Below are 20,446 nucleotides of genomic sequence, written 5' to 3' on the forward strand. Positions count from 1 at the left end.
CCCATGCTCTCCATCTCCAACCTCCACGTCTCCGTCGGCGACAAGCCGATCCTCAAGGGGCTGACGCTCGACGTTCCGGCCGGCGAGGTCCATGCCATCATGGGGCCGAACGGGGCCGGCAAGTCGACGCTGGGCTACGCCCTTTCCGGCCGGCCCGGCTATGAGGCGACCGAAGGTTCGGTCGAATGGGCCGGGCAGGACCTGCTGGCGCTGGACCCCGCCGAACGGGCCGCCAAGGGCGTCTTCCTGTCCTTCCAGTATCCGATCGAGATCCCCGGCGTGCCGGCCCTGACCTTCGTGCGTACGGCCCTGAACGCCCAGAAGCGCGCGCGCGGCGAGGACGAGGTCTCGGCGCCCGCCTTCCTCAAGATGGTCCGCGAGGCGTCCAAGGCGCTGAAGATGGACTTCGACATGCTGAAGCGACCGCTGAACGTCGGCTTCTCCGGCGGCGAGAAGAAGCGGATGGAGATCCTGCAGATGGCCCTCTTGGAGCCGTCGCTGCTGATCCTCGACGAGACCGATTCCGGCCTCGACATCGACGCCCTGCGGATCGTGTCGGAGGGGGTCAACGCCGTGCGCCGTCCCGACCGGGCCATGCTGGTCATCACCCACTATCAGCGGCTGCTCGACTACATCAAACCCGACCGGGTGCATGTGTTGGCCGCCGGCCGCATCGTCGCCTCGGGCGGCCCGGAACTGGCGCATCAGCTTGAGGCGGAAGGGTACGACAAATACCTGCCGCAAGCCGCTTGACCGTCCAGCCCAAGATCGACCTGACCGACGCCGCGACCTTCCCGTCACGGCGAACGGAGGCGTGGAAATACAGCGACCTGCGACGCTATCTGCGCGAGGCGCCTGAGCCGTCGCCGACGACGGCGATCGGCCCTCCGGGACCCTTCTACGACCTGGGCGGCGAGGCGATCGTCTTCGCCAACGGCCGTCCGGTGGGCGTCACCGACTTCATCGCGTCGGGCGAACAGACCCTGCGCCTGCGCTTCATTTCCCAGGCCGAGGGGACCGGTCACACCGCCTCGGCCCGCGTCGTGGCGCGTCCGGGCGCGAAGCTGTTGCTGCTGGAGACGCACGAGGGCAAGGGCTCGGCCTATGTCGCCCACAATCGGCTCGACATCGACGTCGCCTCCGGCGCCGAGGTGACCCGTATCGTCCTGATCGCGGAGCCCGAGGACGCGATCTCGATCACCGATATCGACGTGAAGGTGGCCAAGGGCGGGACCTATCGCCAGACGACCATAACCACGGGCGCCAAGCTCCAGCGCCAGACCACGACCCTGGCCCATGGCGGCGAGGGCGCCGACGTCCGCATCGACGGCCTCTATGCTCTGGACGGTTCGCGTCAGTCCGACCTGACCAGTGTGGTGCGTCACGACGGCCTGAACGGCGTCACCTCGCAACTGACCAAGGGCGTCGTTCGCGACACCGCGCGCGGCGTCTTCCAGGGCAAGATCGTCGTCGAACGCGGCGCCGACGGCACGGATGCCAGGATGGGCCACCATGCCTTGATCCTGGGCGAACGGGCCGAGGTCAATGCCAAGCCTGAACTCGAAATCTACGCCGACGACGTGCAGTGCGCACACGGCAATACGGTCGGCAATCTGGACGAAAGCGCCCTGTTCTACATGCAGCAGCGGGGCCTTCCGGCGGATGAGGCGCGCGCGCTTCTGACCCAGGCCTTCCTGTTCGAGGTCGTCGATCGGATCGAGCACGAAGCGGCGAGGGAGGTGGTCCGGTCATGGCTGACGGCCAAGCTCTGAAGAGCGAGACTCTGGTTCGCTTCGACCCCTACGCGGCGCGGGCTCAGTTCTCGATCCTTTCGCGGACGGTGAACGGCAAGCCGCTGGTCTATCTCGACTCGGCCGCCTCGGCCCAGAAGCCGCGCGCGGTGATCGACGCTCTGACGGCGGCGATGGAGGGGAGCTATTCCAACGTCCACCGCGGCCTGCACACCCTGGCCAACGAGACGACCGAGGCCTTCGAGGCCGCGCGCGAGACCGTCGCCCGCTTCCTGAACGCCGAGAGCGCCGAACAGATCGTCTGGACCAAGGGCGGGACCGAGGCCTTCAACCTGGTCGCGGCCGGACTGGCTCAAAACCTCAAGCCCGGCGACGAGATCGTCACCACCCAGATGGAGCACCACGCCAACATCGTGCCCTGGTCGATGCTGCGCGACCGGCTGGGCATCGTGCTGAAATGGGCGCCCGTGCTGGACGACGGCTCGCTGGACATGGCGGGCCTGTCCGCTCTGATCGGGCCGAAGACGAAACTGGTCGCCGTGACCCATATGTCGAACGTCTTGGGCACCGTGAACGACGTCCGCGCCGTCGCCGACCTGGCCCATGCGGCGGGGGCGCTGATGCTGGTCGACGGGTGCCAGGGCGCGGTGCATCGCAGCCCCGACGTCCAGGCGCTGGACTGTGACTTCTACGTCTTCACCGGCCACAAGCTGTACGGCCCGACGGGCATCGGCGGCCTCTATGGCAAGCGCGCGGCGCTCGAGGCCCTGCCGCCGTATCAGGGCGGAGGCGAGATGATCGCGACCGTCACCGAGGACGCCGTGACCTACGCCGGCATTCCGCACCGGTTCGAGGCCGGTACGCCGCCGATTCTCGAGGCGATCGGTCTCGGCGCGGCACTGGAATGGTTCATGGGCTTCGACCGCGCAGCGATAGCGGCGCATGAGAAGGCGCTGTACGATCATGTCGTGGCGCGTCTGTCCGGCCTGGACTGGCTGCGGATCATCGGCGAGGCGCCCGGCAAGGGTGCGATCCTGACCTTCGTGGTCGAGGGCGCCCACGCCCATGACGTCGCTCAGATCCTGGATCGATACGGCGTCGCGGTGCGGGCGGGCCTCCATTGCGCGGAGCCGCTGTCGAAACGATTTGGCATCACGTCGAGCGCGCGGGCCAGCTTCGCCCTATATAACACCGTGGAGGATGCAGATGCCTTCGTGGACGCGCTGATCAAGGCGCGGGAATTCTTCGTGTGAGTGAGATGCCCCCCGAAACCAACGACAAGTCGATCAGCACCAGCGACGCCTTCGCCGACACCTGGGCGGAGCCGCAGAAGGCCGCCCTGCCTCAGGCCGAACTGGACCGTCTGACCGACGAGCTGATCGCTGCGCTGAAGACCGTCTATGACCCGGAGATTCCGGTCGACATCTACGAGCTCGGGCTGATCTACAAGGTCGACCTGTCCGACGATAAGGACGTTCTGATCGACATGACCCTGACGGCTCCCGGCTGTCCGGTGGCCGGCGAGATGCCCGGCTGGATCGAGGATGCTGTGATGAAGGTCGAGGGCATCAAGTCGGCCCGCGCCAACCTGGTTTTCGACCCGCCCTGGGATTCCTCCAAGATGAGCGACGAGGCGAAACTCGCCTTGAACATGTTCTGAGGGACGCGATGACCGACTTCGAAACATCGTCATCCTCCGGCTTGACCGGAGGACGCCCCCGCCGTCCACGACCCAAGGTCGTGACCCTGACAGACGCGGCCGCCGAGCGTGTGCGCGAGATCATGGCCAATGCCGATAAGTCCTACGTCGGCCTGCGCGTCGGGGTGAAGAACGGCGGCTGCGCCGGTCAGGAATACACTTTCGCCTATGCCGAGGAGATCGCCCCGATGGAGGAGGTCGTCGAGGACAAGGGCGTCACCATCCTGATCGAGCCCAAGGCCATCCTGTTCCTGATCGGGTCGGAAATCGACTACGAGACGACCAAGCTGGCGTCCAAGTTCGTCTTCCGCAATCCGAACCAGACCGACGCCTGCGGCTGCGGCGAGAGCGTGACCATCATCCCGGCTGCGGCGCTGGACGCCGACTGACATGATCCGTCTGGAGGGGGTGACCAAGCGCTATCGCAGCGCGGCGGGCGAACGCGTGGCGCTGGACGCCGTCGATCTGCATGTCGCCAAGGGCCAGGTGTTCGGCGTGGTCGGTCGCTCGGGCGCGGGCAAGTCGACCCTGATCCGCACCATCAACCGGCTGGAGACGCCCGACGCCGGGCGCGTCTTCGTCGGCGACCAGGACATCACCGCGATGAAGCCGGCGGAGCTGCGCGCCGCGCGTCGGCGCATCGGCATGATCTTCCAGCATTTCAACCTGCTGAACGCCAAGACCATCGAAGAGAATGTCGCCTTCCCGTTGCGGCTCGAGGGCCGTCCGGCAGCCGAGATCGAGCGGCGGACGGCGGAGCTTCTGGACCAACTCGGTCTGACCGAACACGCCAAGAAACATCCGGCCCAGCTGTCGGGTGGCCAGAAGCAGCGGGTCGGCATCGCCCGCGCCCTGGCCTGCGGTCCCGACGTCCTGCTGTGCGACGAGGCGACCAGCGCGCTCGATCCCGAGACGACCGACGAGATCCTGAACCTGCTCGACGGGTTGAACCGGGACCTCGGCCTGACCATCGTCCTGATCACCCACCAGATGGAGGTGGTCCGCCGTGTCTGCGATCGCGTGGCGGTGCTCAAGGACGGGCGGCTGGTGGAGGAGGGGGCGACGGCCGATGTCTTCCTGCACCCGCAATCGCCGGTGACCCGCGCCATGCTGGCCGAGGGCGAGGACGGAGAGACCTATGACGCCTCGGTCGTGCCGGCCGGCGGGCGGCTGGCGAAACTGACCTTCCGGGGCGGCTCGACCTATGAGCCCGAACTCAGCCGCGTCGCCCGCACGACGGGCGTCGACTATTCGATCCTGTCCGGCCGCATCAGCCGTATCCGGGGTGAACCCTATGGCCAGATGGTCGTGGCCTTCACGGGCGGGGACGCCGACGCGGCGACCGCCCAACTGACCGCGCGCGGCGTGACGGTGGAGGCGCTGTGATGGAATTCTTCGCCAACGTCGACTGGCCCGAGATCCTGCGGGCGACGCGCGACACCCTGCTGATGCTCGGCGGGGCCATGGTCCTGACCGTGGTGTTCGGCGTGCCGCTGGGCGTCCTGCTCTACCTGTCCGGCAAGGGCAGGCTGGCGGCCAATCCGGTGCTGAACGGGGTGCTGTCGCTGGTGGTCAACATCCTGCGGTCCGTGCCCTTCATCATCCTGCTGATCGTCATGCTGCCGGTGACGGTTCTGCTGGTCGGGACCTCGCTGGGCGTCGCCGGCGCCATCCCGCCGCTCGTCGTCGGGGCCGCGCCCTTCTATGCACGCCTGGTCGAGACCGCGCTGCGCGAGGTGGACAAGGGCGTCGTCGAGGCGACCCAGGCCATGGGCGGCTCGACCTTCCAGATCGTCACCCGCGCGCTGTTGCCCGAAGCCATGCCCGGCATCATCGCCGGCGGCACGGTCACGGCCATCGCTCTCGTCAGCTACACCGCGATGGCAGGCGTCGTCGGGGCGGGCGGGCTCGGTGACCTCGCGATCCGCTTCGGCTACCAGCGCTTCCAGACCGACGTCATGGTGGTGACCGTAGTTCTGCTGCTGGTCCTCGTACAAATTCTGCAGATGATCGGCGACCGCCTGGTCGCTAGAGTCTCGCACCGCTGACTTCAGACTGAGAGCCTCCATGCTTCGACGCACCCTGATCCTCGCCGCCGCCGCCCTGGCTCTCTCTGCCTGTGGTCAAGGTGCCGAAAAGGCCGCGGACGGCTCCGTGCCGTTGCTCGTGGGGGCGACCGCCGTACCCCACGCCGAGATTCTGGAGTTCATCAAGCCGACGCTGACGGCCGAAGGGTTTCCGATCGAGATCAAGGTGTTCAACGACTATGTTCAGCCCAACACCCAGCTGGCCGAGCGCCGCATCGACGTGAACTATTTCCAGACCAAGCCCTATCTGGACGAGTTCAACGCCGCGCGCGGCGCCGACCTGATCACCGTCGCCGGCGTCCACGTCGAACCGCTGGGTGCCTATTCGAGGAAGCATGAGACCCTGGCCGCCGTCCCCAACGGCGCTGATGTGGCCCTGCCGAACGATGCGTCCAACACCGGCCGCTCGTTGCTGCTGCTCCAGTCGGCGGGCCTGATCACCCTGCGTGATCCCACGAACCCACTGCAGACGGTGCGCGACATCGCCACTAACCCCAAGAATCTGACCTTCCGCGAGATCGAGGCCGCCACCCTGCCGCGCGTGCTGGACCAGGTCGATCTGGCGGTGATCAACACCAACTACGCCCTCGACGCCGGCCTGAAACCCAAGACAGACGCGCTGGCCCTGGAAGGCGGCGACAGCCCCTATGTGAACTATCTCGTGGCGCGTCCCGACAACCAGAACGACCCGCGCATCCAGGCGCTGGCGCGGGCCCTGCGCAGCCAGGCGGTGAAGGACTTCATCGCCCAGAAGTACGACGGGGCGGTCGTTCCGGCGGCCTGACGCGTGGCCTATGATCCCGACTTCGGTGAATAGGTGCGCGAGCATTTCGCGGCCCTCGGCCCGCTCGAGATCAAGCGCATGTTCGGCGGTGCCGGCGTCTATACCCATGGCCTGATCTTCGCCCTGCTCGACGACGAGACCGTCTGGCTCAAGACCGACGAGGTCAACGCGCCGCTGCTGGAGGCGGCCGGCTCGCGCCAGTTCACCTATCCCACTAAGGACGGCGAGACGATGAGCATGGCCTATTGGTCCTTGCCCGAAACCGCTCTCGACGACCCGGACGAGGCGGTCAGTTGGGCCCGCCAGTCGATCGATGCGGCGCTGCGCAAGGCCGCCGCGAAGAAGCCGCGCAAGCCGGAGGTCAAGCCGTAGCGGACGCCTTGGCCGCGCGTGCGGCCTCGTCGGGGGCGAGCACGCGCACGTTCTGAACAACCGGCCCGCCGCGCGCCTCGGCGATCAGCTCGGCGGTGCGGTCCTCGACGACGGCTTCGAGGCGGGCGAGGAACTCCTCCTTGCCCAGACCCGTCGGGATCGGATCGAGGAACTCGAGCGTCGCCGTCCCCGGATGCTTCTCATAGGCCTCCTGCGGCCAGAACAGGCCGAGGTTCGACGCCAGCGGCACGACCGGCATGTCGAAGTCGCGGTACATGTGCCAGACGCCGGACCGGTAGCGGAACTTCTCGCCGGTCTTCGCGAGGTTGCCCTCCGGGTAGATCAGGATCTTGCGACCCTCGGCATGGGCCGTCGCGCCGCTCTGCTTCAGCGAGTCGCGCGCTTCGCGGCCGCCGCAGTTGTTGACGACGATGGCGCCCAGTTTCCTGAGCACCGTGCCCAGCAGCGGGAATTTCTCGAGGTGATCGCCGGTGACGAAGGCCAGGTCGTCGAACTGGTCGTAGGTGGCGAATCCATCGCCCCAGCTCTGGTGCTTGGAGGCGATGATGAAGGCGCCGGTCGGCAGGCGCTCACGGCCGCGCACCTCGATCCTGATCCCGGCGAAGATCCGCATCGCCTGCACCATCCGCTTCACATAGCGGCGAATGACCCAGGCGGTGGCGTCGCGGCCCGGCGCGAGGGCGGCAAAGGCGGCGGTCAGGCCGTAGCCGATCGACAGGAACCAGTAGGCGATGTTGAAGGTCAGGCTACGCATACGGAGAGCCTAGCAGACTGGATTGGTCAGGTTGACCAGATTGGCGTCCAACCTTGATCGGTTTGATCAGGCCGCTTCTTCGAGCCGTTCGCCGTTGGTGACCTTGTTTCGGCCGGTGCGCTTGGAGGCGTAGAGGGCCTCGTCGGCGCGGTCGAGCAGGGAGGAGCCGCTCTCGCCGGGACGACGCTGGGCGACGCCCGCCGAAACCGTCACGGCCCCGAGCTCGTCGTTGGTCGAGCGACGACGCAGGGCGCGGGTGCCGATTTCCTCGCGCATGGTGTTCAGCGCGGCTTCGACGACGGAGGCGCTTTCCGACGGGAAGATGATGGCGAACTCTTCGCCGCCATATCGGGCGGCGACGCGAGGGGCCTTCGACACTCGGCCGATGACGCTGGCGACATAACGCAGGACCTGGTCGCCGGTCTGATGACCCCAGGTGTCGTTGAAACGCTTGAAATGGTCGATGTCGATGATGGCGAGGCACAGCGTCTGGCGCTTCTTCTCGGCTTCGTCGCAGGCGCGCAGCAACTCTTCGTCGAAGGCCTTGCGGTTCGCCAGGTTCGTGAGGGCGTCCGTCATGGCGTCGCGGCGGACCTGTTCCAGGTGCTCGCGCAGACGGGCGACCTCCTTGGTGGAGGTCTCCAGACGCTTTTCGAGGGTCGCGTTCTCGGCCTGGACCTGGGTCGTGGCCTTGGTCAGCTTGGAAACGACGCCGAGCAGTGCGGTCGGCTCTGACGTGCCTTCAAGATGGGCGGAGGCGCCGGCCAGGGTCTCGCCATAGGCAGCCTGCGAGCGCTGGGCCTTGGCGATGGCTTCCGAGACGGTCGACAGTTCCCGGTTCAGCACAGCGCCGGCGTCGCGGATTTCCTCCGACAGGCGGCCCCGCGGCAGGTACTCGGCGGCCAGCATCTCGGCCGTGCCTTCGGTGAAGGCGTCGCCGGCGGCCAGCATGCGGGTCATCTCCTGACCGAGCGCGCCTTCGGGATCGCCGAGGAAATGAATCCAGAGTTCGAAGTTCAACGGCGTCGGCCAGACGCCTGAACGCTCCATCTCCTCGACCGCTTTGCGGGCGAGGCCAAAGGCTTCGGGCCCTCGGAGCGTGGTGTGAACCTGTGTCGACATTCTCAGTTCCCGACCGGCGTTCTTCGATGAACGCTCAAGCGGGGAAACACTAGGCAGACGATCCGTAACGCCGGGTTAAACGGAGATGCGAAATCGCGAAACCGAGATCAGAATTCAACTTTTGCGGGTGATCGGGCGGCGCAGAAACGCAGGGATGTCACCGCCGAAGCCTGCGCCTTCGCGGGCGGGCGGGGCGTCGCGTTCGGTCCGGCCGCCGGGGCGCCGATCGGCCTGGCGCAGGCGCGGCTCGGTGGCGGGCTGAGCTTCCACGGCGGCCACGGGAACGACGGCTTCGACCGGCGCGGCCTCCACTTGGACGGCCTCGGCCGGCTTGGAGGAGCGACGGCTGCGGGTGCGACGGGCCGGGGCGGCGGTCTCGCCTTCCGGCGCGGAAACGGTCTCTGCGACCGGAGCCGCTTCGGAGAGCTCTGCGACCGGTTCCGGCGCGGCGCGCCCGCCACGGCTGCGTCCCCGGGCGGGACGGCCTTCCGGGCGTTCAGCCGGACGGGCCTCGGCGCGGGCTTCCGGACGAGCCGCCGCAGGGCGACGCGCCCCGCCGAGGTTCGACCAGTCGATATCGAGAACCAGCTCTTCCGGGGCCATCTTGATGAGCTTGAGGACCTTATCCAGACCCTTGTCGTCGGCCGGGGTCACCAGCATGAAGGCCTGACCCAGCTTGCCCGCGCGACCGGTGCGGCCGATGCGGTGCACGTAGTCGTCGGCGTGATGCGAGACGTCGTAGTTGAAGACGTGGCTGACGTCCGGGATGTCGAGGCCGCGCGCGGCGACATCCGAAGCCACCAGGATCTTCAGCGCGCCCGAGCGGAAATCGGCGAGCGTCTTGGTACGCAGCGACTGGTCGAGGTCGCCGTGGATCGGGGCGGCGTCGAAGCCGTGCTGTTTCAGCGACTTGGCGACCACGTCGACTTCCGATTTGCGATTGCAGAAGACGATGCCGTTCTTGACGTCGGCGCGGGCCATCAACTCGCGCAGAGCAGCCCGCTTGGCCTTGGGATCCGACGACGGAATACGGACCAGATACTGGGTGATGGTCTCGGCCGTCATGGCGGGGCGCGAGGCCTCGATCCGGGTCGGGTCCTTCAGGAAGGCCTGGGTCAGGCGCGTGATCTCGGGCGGCATGGTGGCCGAGAAGAACAGGGTCTGGCGCTTGGGAGGCGTCAGTTTGAAGATACGCTCGATGTCAGGGATGAAGCCCATGTCGAGCATGCGGTCGGCTTCGTCGACGACCATAAGCTCGACGCCGTTCAGCATCATCTTGCCGCGTTCGAACAGGTCCAGCAGGCGGCCGGGCGTGGCGATCAGGACATCGACGCCCTTGTTCAGCGCAGCCACCTGTTCGCCCATGGAAACGCCGCCGATCAGCAGCACCCAGCTCAGCTTGGTGCCCTTGGCGTATTTCTCGAACGACATGGCGACCTGGTCGGCCAGTTCGCGCGTCGGAGCCAGCACCAGGGCGCGGGGCATACGTGCCCGGGCGCGGCCCTTGGACAGGCGTTCGATCAGGGGGAGGGTGAAGGCGGCGGTCTTGCCGGTGCCGGTCTGGGCGATGCCCAGGACGTCGCGGCCGGCGAGGGCTACGGGAATGGCCTGGGCCTGGATCGGAGTGGCGGTCGTATAGCCGGTGTCGATGACGGCTTGCAGGGTCGTGGGCGAGAGGCCCAGTTGGGAGAATTCGGTCATGCGTCCTTGGGACAAAGGCCCGAACGCCAGCGGCGCCGGGTTGGGACTGTTCGACCGGCGCGAGACGAGCCGGGCGATGAGGGCCGCTCCATCGGGGAGCGGCGGGGGAGAAGCGGAACCACCCTGTCTCTGGGCGAGCGGGTGGCGCGTCTGCCAGTCCTGTCCCGTAAGGGGTCGCATATAGAAGCCCCCTCGAAATAGTCAAGTATTCGCAACGGTATGGTCGCGCTTGGCAATTCGTGAACGAACGTTAATATTGCGCCTGGGGATTGAGACGACGCGTGAGGGCAGGGCATGAGGACAATGATTGGCGCGATCGCGCTGGCGGCCGCCATGGTCGCGCCGATGGCGGCTTCGGCCGAGATGGACGACGCCTTCGGCAACACGGTTCTGTCGCGCTATCCGGACGGCGGTTGGGTCAAGCACTGGTTCAATCAGGACGGCTCCTACGCCGCTGAATTTTCCGATGGACGCCGTCTGGCCGCGCGCTGGCGGGTCGAGGGGGAGCGGGTCTGCCTCAACGGTATCCGTCCCGCCTTCATGATGATCTCCCGCTTCTGTTCGCCGCTGATCCGCGCCGATGTCGGCCAGAGCTGGACGTCGCGCGATCCGCTGGGTCGGCGGGTCACCAACGTGCTCCAGCGCGGCCGCTGACGGGCCTCTGCTCGGTAGCTGCTGAATGGCGACGTTGGTCGCCTATACGTCGAGGTCCGCCTGCGCGAATTGCGCGTTGTCCTGGATAAAGCGGAAGCGGGCGTCGGCCTTCTTGCCCATCAGCCGCTCCACCAGGTCCTCGATGTCGTCCTCGCTCTCGGGGACGGTGACGCGGGCCAGGGTCCGCTTCTTCGGGTCCATCGTGGTCTCCTTGAGCTGGGAGGCCATCATCTCGCCCAGGCCCTTGAACCGGCCGATTTCGGTCTTCTTGCCCTTGAAGACGGTGGCCATCAGTTCGTCGCGGTGCGCCTCGTCGCGCGCGTACTCCGACAGCGGCCCGGCGCTGATCCGGTAGAGCGGGGGCAGGGCCATGAACAGCCGCCCTTGACGGATCACCTCGGGCATCGAGCGATAGAAGAAGGTGATCAACAGGGCCGCGATATGGGCCCCGTCCACGTCGGCGTCGGTCATGATCACGACCCGCTCATAACGCAGGGCGTCGATATCGAAGCGCGGGCCGGGGGTGACGCCCAGCGCCAGCGTCAGGTCGGACAGCTCGATGTTCTGGCGCAGCTTGTCGGCCGTGGCCGAGGCGACGTTCAGAATCTTGCCGCGCAGGGGCAGGATGGCCTGGGTCTGGCGGTCGCGCGCCTGTTTGGCCGAGCCGCCGGCCGAGTCGCCCTCGACGATGAACAGTTCGGTGCCGTTGGCCGATTGGCGCGAGCAGTCCGAGAGCTTGCCGGGCAGGCGCAGCTTGCGCGTCGCGGCGGCGCGCTGGACGTCCTTGTCCTTGCGACGGCGCAGCCGGTCCTCGGCCCGGTCGATGACGAAGCCCAGCAGGGTGTTGGCCTGTTTCGGGCTTTCGGTCAGCCAGTGGTCGATCGGGTCGCGCAGCAGCTGTTCGACCAGGCGCTGGCCCTCGGGCGAGGACAGGCGGTCCTTGGTCTGGCCCTGGAATTCCGGGTTGCGGATGAAGACCGAGATCAGGGCGCCGGCGTTGGCGATGACGTCCTCGGCCGTGATCTGGGTCGCGCGCTTTTCATTGGTCAGTTCGCCATAGGCCTTGAGGCCCTTGACCAGGGCGGCGCGGAAGCCCGCCTCATGCGTGCCGCCGTCCGGGGTCGAGACGGTGTTGCAGTAGGACTGAACGAAGCCGTCGGCCTCGCCGAATCCGATCGGCGACCAGGTCACCGCCCATTCCACGGCCCCGGCCTCGCCCTTGCGCTCGACACGGCCGGCGAAGGCCGGGGTGACGGTCTCCAGCTCGCCCACGCGCTCGGCCAGGGCGTCGGCGAGACCGCCGGGGAAGTGCAACAGGGCGCTGGCGGGCGTCGCGTCGGTGATCCGCGCCTCGGCGCAGGTCCATTTGATCTCCACGCCCCGGAAGAGATAGGCCTTGGAGCGGGCCATGCGGAACAGGCGGGCGGGCTTGAAGGCCGCGCCGACGCCGAAGATCTCCTCATCCGGATGGAAGCGGATCAGGGTGCCCTTCTTCTTCGAGGGCTGGATCTGCTGGATGGGGCCGAGCGGGACGCCGCGGCTGAACGACTGTTTCCACTCGAAGCCGTCGCGCCAGACGGTGACGTCGAGAATATCGGACAAGGCGTTGACGACCGAGACCCCGACGCCGTGCAGACCACCGGACGTCTCATAGGCCTTGCCGGAGAATTTGCCGCCCGAGTGGAGCACGGTCATGACAACCTCCAGCGCCGACTTGCCCGGATGTTTCGGGTGGGGATCGACCGGGATGCCGCGCCCGTCGTCGAACACCGACAGGACGCCCTCGGCGTCCAGATCGACCTTGATGACCTTCGCGTGCTTTGCGACCGCCTCGTCCATCGCGTTGTCGAGGACTTCGGCGAACAGGTGGTGCAGGGCGCGTTCGTCGGTGCCGCCGATATACATGCCGGGGCGCTTGCGGACGGGCTCCAGCCCCTCAAGCACCTCGATCGAGGAGGCGGAATAGCCGGCACCGGGCACGAAGGGTTCGTCCGCCGTGGACTTCGGCTGAGGCGCGGCCGCTACCGGTTCAGCCTTGGGCGCGGCTACGGGCGCCTCGGGCTTGGGAGCCTGGGGGACGTCATCGAACAGGGAGGGGGCGTTGGACGCGGACATGGGCGGAGTGTGCGGCGATTCGGGGAGCCGTCTGGTAGGCCCGTCGACGCGGCGCCGCAAGCGGAGCGCGGACCGCATCCGGCTCGAACGCCAGGGCGCGCGCCAGGATGGCCAGAAGCAGGGTCCACGGCAGGTTGGCGTGGCTGAGCAGCACGCTTTCCGACAGGCTCAGCAGCAGGAAGACCAGCAGATAACCCACAGCGAAATAGCCCTCGCGCGCGCCTGAACCGCCGATGCGGAACACCGTCACGACGGTGGCCAGGGCGACCGTGATGCCGACGGTAATCGCGCCCGGCCAGCCGAGCTGGATCAGCAGGTCGATCCAGCCGTTGTGGGCCGACGGCACCGGCCACTGCGTCTCGGCCCGAATGAAGGCGGCGGGCACCGACTCGCGGCCCCAGAAGGCCTGATAGCCGAAGCCTGTCCAGGGCCGTTCGGCGACCTCGCGCATCAGGGCTTCCCAGATGTCGGTCCGGCCGGTCAGGGACGGGTCCTTGCCCAGCGCTTTCAGGACCATGGCCGGGTCGGTGATGAAGACATAGGCCGCGCCCGCCGTCAGAACGACGCCGAACCAGAGGGCGACGATCGAGAAGGCCGCGCCGCCCCGCCTCATGGCCCACAGGCCGGCTACGGCGCCGACGCCGAGCATCAGACACAGCAGGGACGTCTTGGACTGGGTCGCCAGCACGAGAAGGGCGCAGATCGCCAGGGTAACTGCGGGCAACAGGCGTCGGTGGTCCCCCGAGGCCAGACAGGCGGCGGCGGCCACGGCGCCGGCCGACATGACCAGACCCATCTGGTTCTTCTCGTACCAGAGACCGCGCCACAGGCCGGCGTTCTCCATCTGGTGGACGCCGATGGACGGGAAGGCGAAGACGAAGACCAGACTGCCCAGCCCCATGATCAGGGCCGAGATCATCAGCATGCGCGGAAGATGCCGCCCGCCGAAGGCGACGCCCAGATAGATCGAAAAGGCGGATGAGATGGCCATGGCGATGACCCGGCGCTGGGTCACCCCCGGATCGATCGACCACCATTTGGATGCGAAGGCCTGGAGCACCAGCACCGCCAGGATCAGCCAGGCCGGCCAGGCGCGGACGAACACGGCCGGCCGCATCGCAATCAGCCCGGCGATGATCGCATAGACCGGCAGCCAGACCAGACGCAGGATCGGCGTCTCCTCCTGGGTCGGAGCGAAGACCGGGCCGATGAAGGCCTGGGTCAGGATGATGACGACGAAGATCGCCGCCGCCTGTTCCCACAGGGGCGGGCGGGGATCGATCAACTCAGGGGATTCGCCGGACGGTCGCACGACCCGCAGGGTCGGTCATCGCCGCTAACGAACCGTTAGCCTCACCAGCGCGCGATCAGAGCGTCGAGGCGTGTGACGGCGCGAGGATCGCCGGCCAGGGTCTGGCGCAGTTCCCGCGCCTCGGCCAGCAGCTCGTCGCCGCAGCGCAACTCGTCCATACGGGCTTGAACGGCTCGGTCCTGAGCCGAGTTGTCTCCCCCGATCTCGCTGCCCAGGAAGTCACAGCGCACCCCGCGCCAGATGACGGCCTCGACCGGATCGGAGGGCTGGACGTTGACGGCCAGATAGCGGTCCTGTTCGGTCATCCAGGCCGCTTCTGCTGCGGTCGGAGCCGGAGCCGCGGCCACGACGGGTGCGGCAGGTTCAGGTGTCGGCGCGGATTCGGCGACCGGCTTGCATGAGGCCATGGCTACGGTCAGGACGGTCAGACCGAAAGTGATGATGCGAGACATGGTAGGCCCTTCCCAGGCTATTGAATTCCGAGAGTGATCAGCAGGCGACGCTATGCAAGGGCACATCGCACGACCGGCTCGCCTCGGCCGGAAAGCGCATGCGGCCGGCGCGATCTAGAGTGCGGGGTCTGGATGGCGAGCCAGATAGGCGTCGATGCGGGCGACCATCTCGGCGTCGCCGGCGTTGGCGGCTCTCAAGGCTCTCGCGTCCGCGTTCTGATCTCCACAGCGCAACTCATCGAGGCGGGCGTTGACGGCCTTGTCCTGCTCGGGGTCGCCGCCGATCTCTCCGCCGAGGAAGTTGCAGGTGACTTCGCGCCAGTCGAACTCCTCGATCGGGTCGCTCGGCCTGTCCTGGCCAAGATAGCGGGCCTCCATCGCGGCGAAGGCCGCTTCATCGAAGACGGGTTCGGCGGGCGCAGCGCTGTCCGCAACGGTTGCGGCTGGCTGGACGGGGTCTTCGGAAGACGCCGGGGCCGTGGCGGGCTGACAGGCGCAGAGCAACGTCGCGGCAAGACCCAGAACCAGAAAACGCATCTCTCAGAACCCCTCGAAGTCAAAGCGTGACGTCCGAGCTCTGGCCGGGAAAGGGCGGGAAGGGAAGCGGCCGTCAGATGACGTCAGTCGCCCGCCTTCTCCACGAAGGTGTCGATGACCTTCTTCTCGCCGGCCTTTTCGAAGGTGACGGTCAGCTTGTTGCCCTCGATGACCCGAACGGCGCCGTAGCCGAACTTCTGGTGGAAGACGCGCTGGCCCTTCACGAACCCCGAGCCGGACTTGGGGTCGGCGGTGGCGATCAGGCGGCCTTCACCCTCGATGACGGTATTGCGGGCCGGGCGGGCGCCGGGCGCGCGGGAAGCGGTGACCGCCTGGGCGCGCTGCCAGCCGGGGGAGGTGTAGCCGGCGCCGAAGGAGGGGGCGTCATCCCAGCGGCTTTTGGCCTCCTTCATGCCGGACGAGGCCCCGTAATAGCCGGTGTCCGACTGGGCCTCGACATGGGCGATGGGCAGTTCGTCGACGAAACGGCTGGGCAGTTGCGAGGTCCACCGGCCGTAGACCAGCCGGTTGGCGGCGAACGAGATCCGCGCGTCCTGTTTGGCGCGGGTGACGCCGACGTAGGCGAGGCGGCGTTCCTCCTCCAGACCCTTCTCGCCCTTCTCGTCGATGCTGCGCTGTGAGGGGAAGACGCCTTCCTCCCAGCCCGGCAGGAAGACCAGCGGGAACTCCAGCCCCTTGGCGCCGTGCAGGGTCATGATCTGCACCGCGTCCGACGACGGCCCGCGATCCAGATCCATGACCAGCGACACGTGCTCGAGATAGGCGCCCAGAGTCTCGAACGACTGCATCGCCTGGGTCAGCTCTTTCAGGTTGTCCAGGCGGGTCGCGCCGGTGACGCGGTCGGCCTTCTGCATGTCCGTATAGCCGCTCTCCTCCAGCACGGTTTCGGTCAGCAGCCAGTGGCGGGTGTCGGCGGCCAGCGCGCGCCAGCGGTCGAGATCGCGCACGAAGGTCGACAGCGCCGTCCGCGTCCGCGCCTGAAGCTCGTCAGACGTGATCAGGTCGCGCACCGCCGTCATGGCCGAGACGCCGTTGTGGCGGGCGATCTGCAGGATCTTCTGGACGCTGGTGTCGCCGATGCCGCGCTTGGGCACATTGACGATCCGCTCGAAGGCCAGGTCGTCGTCCTCAGACTGGATCAGACGCAGATAGGCGTGGGCGTCGCGGATTTCGGCCCGCTCGAAGAATCGCGGCCCGCCGATGACCGTATAGGGGATGGCCAGGAGGACGAACCGCTCCTCGAAGGCCCGCATCTGAAACGACGCACGAACGAGGACGGCCATGTCCTTGTATTTCATACCATCGCGTTTCGCCGTTTCGATCTCGTCGGCGATCAGCCGGCTTTCGGCCTCGCCGTCCCAGACGCCGCGCACCCGGACCTTGTCGCCGGTCTGGTCCTCGGTCCAAAGGGTCTTGCCGAGCCTGTCGCGGTTGGCGGCGATCAGGCCGGACGCCGCTCCCAGGATATGGCTCGTCGAGCGATAGTTGCGCTCCAGCTTGACGATCTTGGCGCCGGGAAAGTCCTTTTCGAAGCGCAGGATGTTGTCCACCTCGGCGCCGCGCCAGCCGTAGATCGACTGATCGTCGTCGCCCACGCAGCAGACGTTGCCGGTCGAGGAGGTCAGCAACCGCAGCCACAGATACTGGGCGACATTGGTGTCCTGGTACTCGTCGACCAGGATGTAGCGGAAGCGTCGGCGATATTCCTCGGCGATATCCGCGTGCTGCGACAGGATCGTCAGGTTGTGCAGCAACAGGTCGCCGAAGTCGCAGGCGTTCAGCGTGGCCAGGCGAGACTGGTAGGCGGCGTACAGGGCCTGACCCTTGCCGTTGGCGAAGTCCTCGCCGGGCGGCAGTTTCTCGGGCGTCCAGCCACGGTTCTTCCAGTGGTCGATCAGCCCGGCCAGCGACTTGGGCGTCCAGCGCTTGGTGTCGATGTTGGCGGCCTCCAGCAGCTGTTTCAGCAGCCGCTCCTGGTCGTCGGTGTCCAGGATGGTGAAGGTCGATTTCAGTCCGACCAGTTCCGCGTGGCGACGCAGGATCTGGGCGGCCACCGAGTGGAAGGTGCCGAGCCAGCGCAGGCCCTCGGCGGACGGGCCGATCAGGTGCGTAATCCGCTCGCGCATCTCGCGCGCCGCCTTGTTGGTGAAGGTGACCACCAGCAGTTCCCACGGCTTGGCGCGGCCGAGGCTCAGGATATGGGCGAGGCGGGTGGTCAGGACGCGGGTCTTGCCGGTGCCCGCGCCGGCCAGAACCAGAACCGGCCCCTCGGTCGTCTCCACCGCCTCGCGCTGTTCCCTGTTCAGGCCGCTCAGATAGTCCGGCGTCTCATGCGCGACGCCGCCCGGACCGCGCGAGCGGGCCAGGTCGGAGATGCGCGGGGCGGGTAGGGAATCAGTCAAACGGAAGCACTCGGCGTCGATGCGGGATTCGAGAACATAATGAGCACATGAGGCAAAGTCAGGCCCCCGTCTCAACCGTCACCGGAACCCGCAAGCGTGGCCGGTGTTTCCTCGGCTCAGGGGAAGCATCTGAGAGGGAAAACCAAATGGCTGAGAACACCAACAGCGGCGGCGGCAACACGGGCCTTGCCTTCATCGTCGGCGCGGTCGTCGTCGTCCTGGCGATCGTCGCCTATTTCGTCTTCGCCAACGGCGGCATGGGCGGAGACACCAAGCAGGTGGACGTGGACGTCAATCTGCCGTCCGTCGAAGCGCCGAAGGCGGGCTGAGCGATGACCGATCCGAACGTCCCGCCCGAGCGCGTCGTGGTCGTCGATCCGCCGCGCCAGACCACCGTCAACGTCCAGCCCGAACGCCGTGGCGGCGGGGGCGGAGCCATGGCCTTCATCGTCGGCGGCCTGCTGGTCGTCGTGGCCGTGATCGCCTTCTTCGTCTGGAACGGAGGAGCCAATCCGGTCGATCGGGCGGCGGACACCAATGTCGATGTCGACGTGAACCTGCCCGACCTGCCGGACGCGCCAAAGATGCCCGACCTTCCGAACGTCGAGCCCCCGACCCTGCCGTCGCCGGGTCCGGTGCCGGCCAACTGAATACGAAAACGCCCGCCGGATCGCTCCGGCGGGCGTTCTTCTTTCCGGGCCGATCAGCGCAGCTGGTAGGTCACCGTCGCCACCACACGAACGCGCTTGTCCAGTGACGTGGATTCCGCGTCGATGTCCTCGCGGGCCAGGATTTCGAACGAGCCCTGGGTGGCCTGGCGGATCGGGCCCAGCGGCGCGCCGGAGTCCTTGGCGAACTGCTCGGCGCCCGTCCGGGCCGAGGCCGTGGCCTCAGCGATCATCGACGGCCGTACATCGTTCAGCTTGGTGAAGACGTAGGTTGGGGCGGTGAAGTCCAGCAGCACGTCTTGCCGGATAAGCTGATCGAGCGCCCGATCTGTCTGAGCCACCCGGGCGACGTCGTTGGTGCGGACGGTGACGCCCTGACCCACGCTGTAATGCAGCACGTTTTCCTGAGGCTGGTAGGCGTTGGCCTTGTTGTCGGTGACCTCCAGCCGGCCGACCGTGACGGCGTCGTCGGGATAGCCCTGCTCGCGCAGGAAGGTGCGGACCTTGGCCAGGTCCCCGTCGATCTTGCCCTTCAGCGCGTCCAGGTCGTCGCCGGCCGTTGTGAAATGCAGGGTCAGGACGGCCAGATCGGCCGTGACGTTGCGCTCCGCCACACCGCGCACGGTGACCTGGCGGTTGCCGACCTGGGCGTTGACGACGCCGTTGCCGATCGCGAGGCCGGCGCCCAGCAGGCCCAGGGCGATGAGGCCGCCGAAGATGGCGGGCGGAAGAAGGTTGCGGTCGATCTGCACGGCGGTTTCCCCGGTTTGAGGAGGCCAAGCTGCGCCTTAATCGCCGATTTCCCCCATGACCCTTTCTGACGCCGCGAACTCCAGCGCCAGCAGCCGGCAGGCCGAGGCGAGGGGCCTTCGCCCTCTTGTCTCGTCGACCCAGGTCAGGAAGCCGGCGTGGCTCAGTCCCCGCGCATCGGCGATGCGGTCCAGCACGGCCCAGAACTCCGGCTCGAGCGCCACCGAGGTGGCGTGACCGGCGAGGACGACGGAGCGTTTCTTGAGCACAATCTCTCCGGTGCGGCGGGCTGAATGAAACGCCAAAAGCGATCGCGGTCGCCTGCGTCCCTTTCACAAATAAATAGGGGCGATCTGACGAGGATAGTGGATTGAGCCCAAGCGTTCGCCACCTAAAAGACGGGCTGGAGAAAACTTCGGTAGCAAAGCATGGCCCTTCCGCTTGATCGTTTGACGGAACAGGAGCGGGTCCTGTTGAGACTTCTGGCGCAGGGCCACACCGCCAAGACGATCGCGAGCCTGGAAGGCCTGTCGGTCAACGTCGTCAATGAACGCCTGCGCTCTGCCCGACGAAAGACCGGCGCGGTCAGCAGTCGCGAACTCGCTCGAGTGATAGGTCGCGAGGAAGACCAATCTCCCCAAGAAAATCGGTACGAAGTTTTCGGCGTTGAAGGATCGCTCCCCTCCACGCAACCCTCTCCACCTCGTGCTTCAGCGGCCGCGGCTGGGCCCAATGCAGTCTGGAGAGTAGTCGTGATCATGGGAGTTCTAACCGCAGCAGGTCTCGCGGCCTACGTTTCGAGCTCGCCGCACCCAGCCTCGGTCCAGCATGTTCCTGTCCCGATTGTCGGCGGCCCGCCCGCAGTCGCCGAGTGGCGGCCTGTGTTCGGGTCAAACGGGTCGCTGGCGATAATCTATTTCGTACCCCTGTCGGAAGGTTCGTCCACATCGACCGCTGAGGTCATCCTTTCATGCCAGGCGATTTCGATGCAGGTGCGCGTAAGAGGGTTCACGCCCGACCACGCTTGGCCTCAACCGCCTCTAACGACCCGGCTCGGGCAGGCGGAAAGGACCGGTCCGCCGCAAGTCACCGCGTCCGGGGAGCGGCCGGCGCTGGGCTACGCGTTCGCGATCGCCGACGAGGTGCTTGAACCGCTGCGCCGCGGCGAACCGATCTCATTCGAGTTTAACGGGGCCTCCGTGACTCCACCCGCTATTCCGGAGGCAGAACGCGCACGCTTCGTG

At 67.1% G+C, this 20,446-nt stretch carries 22 protein-coding genes; 12 read left to right on the forward strand and 10 right to left on the reverse strand.

Annotated elements, in window-relative coordinates; translation table 11 throughout:
* The first annotated feature begins 3 nt into the window (after positions 1-3).
* From sufC to ACW171_RS03095, 9 genes are read left to right on the forward strand one after another with little or no spacing between them, the layout of a single operon-like run.
* A complete protein-coding gene (gene sufC / locus ACW171_RS03055; protein ID WP_492095630.1) occupies positions 4-753 on the forward strand; it encodes a Fe-S cluster assembly ATPase SufC in 750 nt (249 codons plus the stop codon).
* Positions 750-1,772, forward strand: coding sequence for a Fe-S cluster assembly protein SufD (gene sufD / locus ACW171_RS03060; RefSeq protein WP_492095631.1), 1,023 nt, complete (start codon positions 750-752; stop codon positions 1,770-1,772). Before sufC ends, sufD begins: the two co-directional genes overlap by 4 nt.
* Positions 1,751-3,004: an aminotransferase class V-fold PLP-dependent enzyme gene (locus tag ACW171_RS03065; RefSeq protein WP_492095632.1), complete on the forward strand. Its 1,254-nt coding sequence runs from the start codon at positions 1,751-1,753 to the stop codon at positions 3,002-3,004. The genes sufD and ACW171_RS03065 overlap by 22 nt, the downstream gene beginning before the upstream one ends.
* Before the next feature lie 5 nt (positions 3,005-3,009).
* Entirely contained in the window at positions 3,010-3,411 is a 402-nt protein-coding gene (locus ACW171_RS03070; RefSeq protein WP_492096578.1) for an SUF system Fe-S cluster assembly protein, read from the forward strand.
* A gap of 8 nt (positions 3,412-3,419) precedes the next feature.
* Positions 3,420-3,839, forward strand: a complete 420-nt coding sequence (locus ACW171_RS03075) for a HesB/IscA family protein (RefSeq protein ID WP_492095633.1) — start codon at positions 3,420-3,422, stop codon at positions 3,837-3,839.
* 1 nt (position 3,840) lies between these two features.
* Positions 3,841-4,836 carry a methionine ABC transporter ATP-binding protein gene (locus ACW171_RS03080; protein WP_492095634.1) on the forward strand — a complete coding sequence of 332 codons (996 nt, stop codon included), beginning with the start codon at positions 3,841-3,843 and terminating at the stop codon, positions 4,834-4,836.
* The gene (locus tag ACW171_RS03085) at positions 4,836-5,498 is read left to right on the forward strand and encodes a methionine ABC transporter permease (RefSeq protein ID WP_492095635.1); all 663 of its coding nucleotides are present in this window, start codon (positions 4,836-4,838) and stop codon (positions 5,496-5,498) included. Before ACW171_RS03080 ends, ACW171_RS03085 begins: the two co-directional genes overlap by 1 nt.
* A 19-nt stretch (positions 5,499-5,517) precedes the next feature.
* Complete coding sequence (locus ACW171_RS03090) at positions 5,518-6,321, forward strand: MetQ/NlpA family ABC transporter substrate-binding protein (RefSeq protein ID WP_492095636.1); 804 nt, start codon at positions 5,518-5,520, stop codon at positions 6,319-6,321.
* A gap of 33 nt (positions 6,322-6,354) precedes the next feature.
* Positions 6,355-6,693: a TfoX/Sxy family protein gene (locus ACW171_RS03095; protein WP_492095637.1), complete on the forward strand. Its 339-nt coding sequence runs from the start codon at positions 6,355-6,357 to the stop codon at positions 6,691-6,693.
* Here ACW171_RS03095 and ACW171_RS03100 read toward each other — a convergent pair.
* The 3 genes from ACW171_RS03100 to ACW171_RS03110 all read right to left on the reverse strand — a co-directional run bounded on the left by ACW171_RS03100 (position 6,683) and on the right by ACW171_RS03110 (position 10,291).
* Positions 6,683-7,468: a lysophospholipid acyltransferase family protein gene (locus ACW171_RS03100; protein WP_492095638.1), complete on the reverse strand. Its 786-nt coding sequence runs from the start codon at positions 7,466-7,468 to the stop codon at positions 6,683-6,685. The genes ACW171_RS03095 and ACW171_RS03100 overlap by 11 nt on opposite strands.
* 66 nt (positions 7,469-7,534) lie before the next feature.
* Positions 7,535-8,590, reverse strand: coding sequence for a GGDEF domain-containing protein (locus ACW171_RS03105; RefSeq protein WP_492095639.1), 1,056 nt, complete (start codon positions 8,588-8,590; stop codon positions 7,535-7,537).
* A gap of 114 nt (positions 8,591-8,704) precedes the next feature.
* Entirely contained in the window at positions 8,705-10,291 is a 1,587-nt protein-coding gene (locus tag ACW171_RS03110) for a DEAD/DEAH box helicase (RefSeq protein WP_492095640.1), read from the reverse strand.
* Between the two features lie 294 nt (positions 10,292-10,585).
* On the opposite strand from ACW171_RS03110, the gene ACW171_RS03115 reads away from it, so the two are divergent.
* Positions 10,586-10,945 carry a hypothetical protein gene (locus ACW171_RS03115; protein WP_492095641.1) on the forward strand — a complete coding sequence of 120 codons (360 nt, stop codon included), beginning with the start codon at positions 10,586-10,588 and terminating at the stop codon, positions 10,943-10,945.
* 42 nt (positions 10,946-10,987) lie between these two features.
* On the opposite strand, the gene ACW171_RS03120 is transcribed toward ACW171_RS03115, so the two are convergent.
* From ACW171_RS03120 to ACW171_RS03140, 5 genes are all read right to left on the reverse strand, one after another.
* Positions 10,988-13,060, reverse strand: a complete 2,073-nt coding sequence (locus ACW171_RS03120; RefSeq protein ID WP_492095642.1) for a DNA topoisomerase IV subunit B — start codon at positions 13,058-13,060, stop codon at positions 10,988-10,990.
* Positions 13,026-14,345, reverse strand: a complete 1,320-nt coding sequence (locus ACW171_RS03125; RefSeq protein WP_492095643.1) for an O-antigen ligase family protein — start codon at positions 14,343-14,345, stop codon at positions 13,026-13,028. Before ACW171_RS03125 ends, ACW171_RS03120 begins: the two co-directional genes overlap by 35 nt.
* A gap of 68 nt (positions 14,346-14,413) precedes the next feature.
* Positions 14,414-14,824: a hypothetical protein gene (locus tag ACW171_RS03130; RefSeq protein ID WP_492095644.1), complete on the reverse strand. Its 411-nt coding sequence runs from the start codon at positions 14,822-14,824 to the stop codon at positions 14,414-14,416.
* 114 nt (positions 14,825-14,938) lie between these two features.
* Positions 14,939-15,361 (reverse strand): hypothetical protein, encoded by a 423-nt coding sequence (locus ACW171_RS03135; protein WP_492095645.1) that lies wholly within the window; start codon positions 15,359-15,361, stop codon positions 14,939-14,941.
* 83 nt (positions 15,362-15,444) lie between these two features.
* Complete coding sequence (locus tag ACW171_RS03140) at positions 15,445-17,805, reverse strand: ATP-dependent helicase (RefSeq protein ID WP_492096579.1); 2,361 nt, start codon at positions 17,803-17,805, stop codon at positions 15,445-15,447.
* Between the two features lie 125 nt (positions 17,806-17,930).
* Between ACW171_RS03140 and ACW171_RS03145 the strand changes: the two genes are divergently transcribed.
* Positions 17,931-18,113 (forward strand): hypothetical protein, encoded by a 183-nt coding sequence (locus ACW171_RS03145; protein ID WP_492095646.1) that lies wholly within the window; start codon positions 17,931-17,933, stop codon positions 18,111-18,113.
* A 3-nt stretch (positions 18,114-18,116) separates the two neighbouring features.
* Complete coding sequence (locus ACW171_RS03150) at positions 18,117-18,434, forward strand: hypothetical protein (RefSeq protein WP_492095647.1); 318 nt, start codon at positions 18,117-18,119, stop codon at positions 18,432-18,434.
* A 53-nt stretch (positions 18,435-18,487) separates the two neighbouring features.
* Here ACW171_RS03150 and ACW171_RS03155 read toward each other — a convergent pair whose 3' ends face one another.
* A complete protein-coding gene (locus ACW171_RS03155; protein WP_492095648.1) occupies positions 18,488-19,204 on the reverse strand; it encodes an SIMPL domain-containing protein in 717 nt (238 codons plus the stop codon).
* Between the two features lie 36 nt (positions 19,205-19,240).
* Positions 19,241-19,471 carry a ribbon-helix-helix domain-containing protein gene (locus ACW171_RS03160; protein WP_492095649.1) on the reverse strand — a complete coding sequence of 77 codons (231 nt, stop codon included), beginning with the start codon at positions 19,469-19,471 and terminating at the stop codon, positions 19,241-19,243.
* Positions 19,472-20,446 lie beyond the last annotated feature (975 nt).

The organism is Brevundimonas sp. FV1ye28 (genome assembly GCF_058681135.1).

Bases quoted from the DNA above. Each gene is read 5' to 3' on its own strand.
- sufC (WP_492095630.1), top strand. From the start codon at position 4: ATGCTCTCCATCTCCAACCTCCACGTCTCCGTCGGCGACAAGCCGATC.
- ACW171_RS03065 (WP_492095632.1), top strand. From the start codon at position 1,751: ATGGCTGACGGCCAAGCTCTGAAGAGCGAGACTCTGGTTCGCTTCGAC.
- ACW171_RS03070 (WP_492096578.1), top strand. From the start codon at position 3,010: ATGCCCCCCGAAACCAACGACAAGTCGATCAGCACCAGCGACGCCTTC.
- ACW171_RS03075 (WP_492095633.1), top strand. From the start codon at position 3,420: ATGACCGACTTCGAAACATCGTCATCCTCCGGCTTGACCGGAGGACGC.
- ACW171_RS03080 (WP_492095634.1), top strand. From the start codon at position 3,841: ATGATCCGTCTGGAGGGGGTGACCAAGCGCTATCGCAGCGCGGCGGGC.
- ACW171_RS03085 (WP_492095635.1), top strand. From the start codon at position 4,836: ATGGAATTCTTCGCCAACGTCGACTGGCCCGAGATCCTGCGGGCGACG.
- ACW171_RS03090 (WP_492095636.1), top strand. From the start codon at position 5,518: ATGCTTCGACGCACCCTGATCCTCGCCGCCGCCGCCCTGGCTCTCTCT.
- ACW171_RS03100 (WP_492095638.1), bottom strand. From the start codon at position 7,468: ATGCGTAGCCTGACCTTCAACATCGCCTACTGGTTCCTGTCGATCGGC.
- ACW171_RS03105 (WP_492095639.1), bottom strand. From the start codon at position 8,590: ATGTCGACACAGGTTCACACCACGCTCCGAGGGCCCGAAGCCTTTGGC.
- ACW171_RS03110 (WP_492095640.1), bottom strand. From the start codon at position 10,291: ATGACCGAATTCTCCCAACTGGGCCTCTCGCCCACGACCCTGCAAGCC.
- ACW171_RS03115 (WP_492095641.1), top strand. From the start codon at position 10,586: ATGAGGACAATGATTGGCGCGATCGCGCTGGCGGCCGCCATGGTCGCG.
- ACW171_RS03120 (WP_492095642.1), bottom strand. From the start codon at position 13,060: ATGTCCGCGTCCAACGCCCCCTCCCTGTTCGATGACGTCCCCCAGGCT.
- ACW171_RS03130 (WP_492095644.1), bottom strand. From the start codon at position 14,824: ATGTCTCGCATCATCACTTTCGGTCTGACCGTCCTGACCGTAGCCATG.
- ACW171_RS03135 (WP_492095645.1), bottom strand. From the start codon at position 15,361: ATGCGTTTTCTGGTTCTGGGTCTTGCCGCGACGTTGCTCTGCGCCTGT.
- ACW171_RS03145 (WP_492095646.1), top strand. From the start codon at position 17,931: ATGGCTGAGAACACCAACAGCGGCGGCGGCAACACGGGCCTTGCCTTC.
- ACW171_RS03150 (WP_492095647.1), top strand. From the start codon at position 18,117: ATGACCGATCCGAACGTCCCGCCCGAGCGCGTCGTGGTCGTCGATCCG.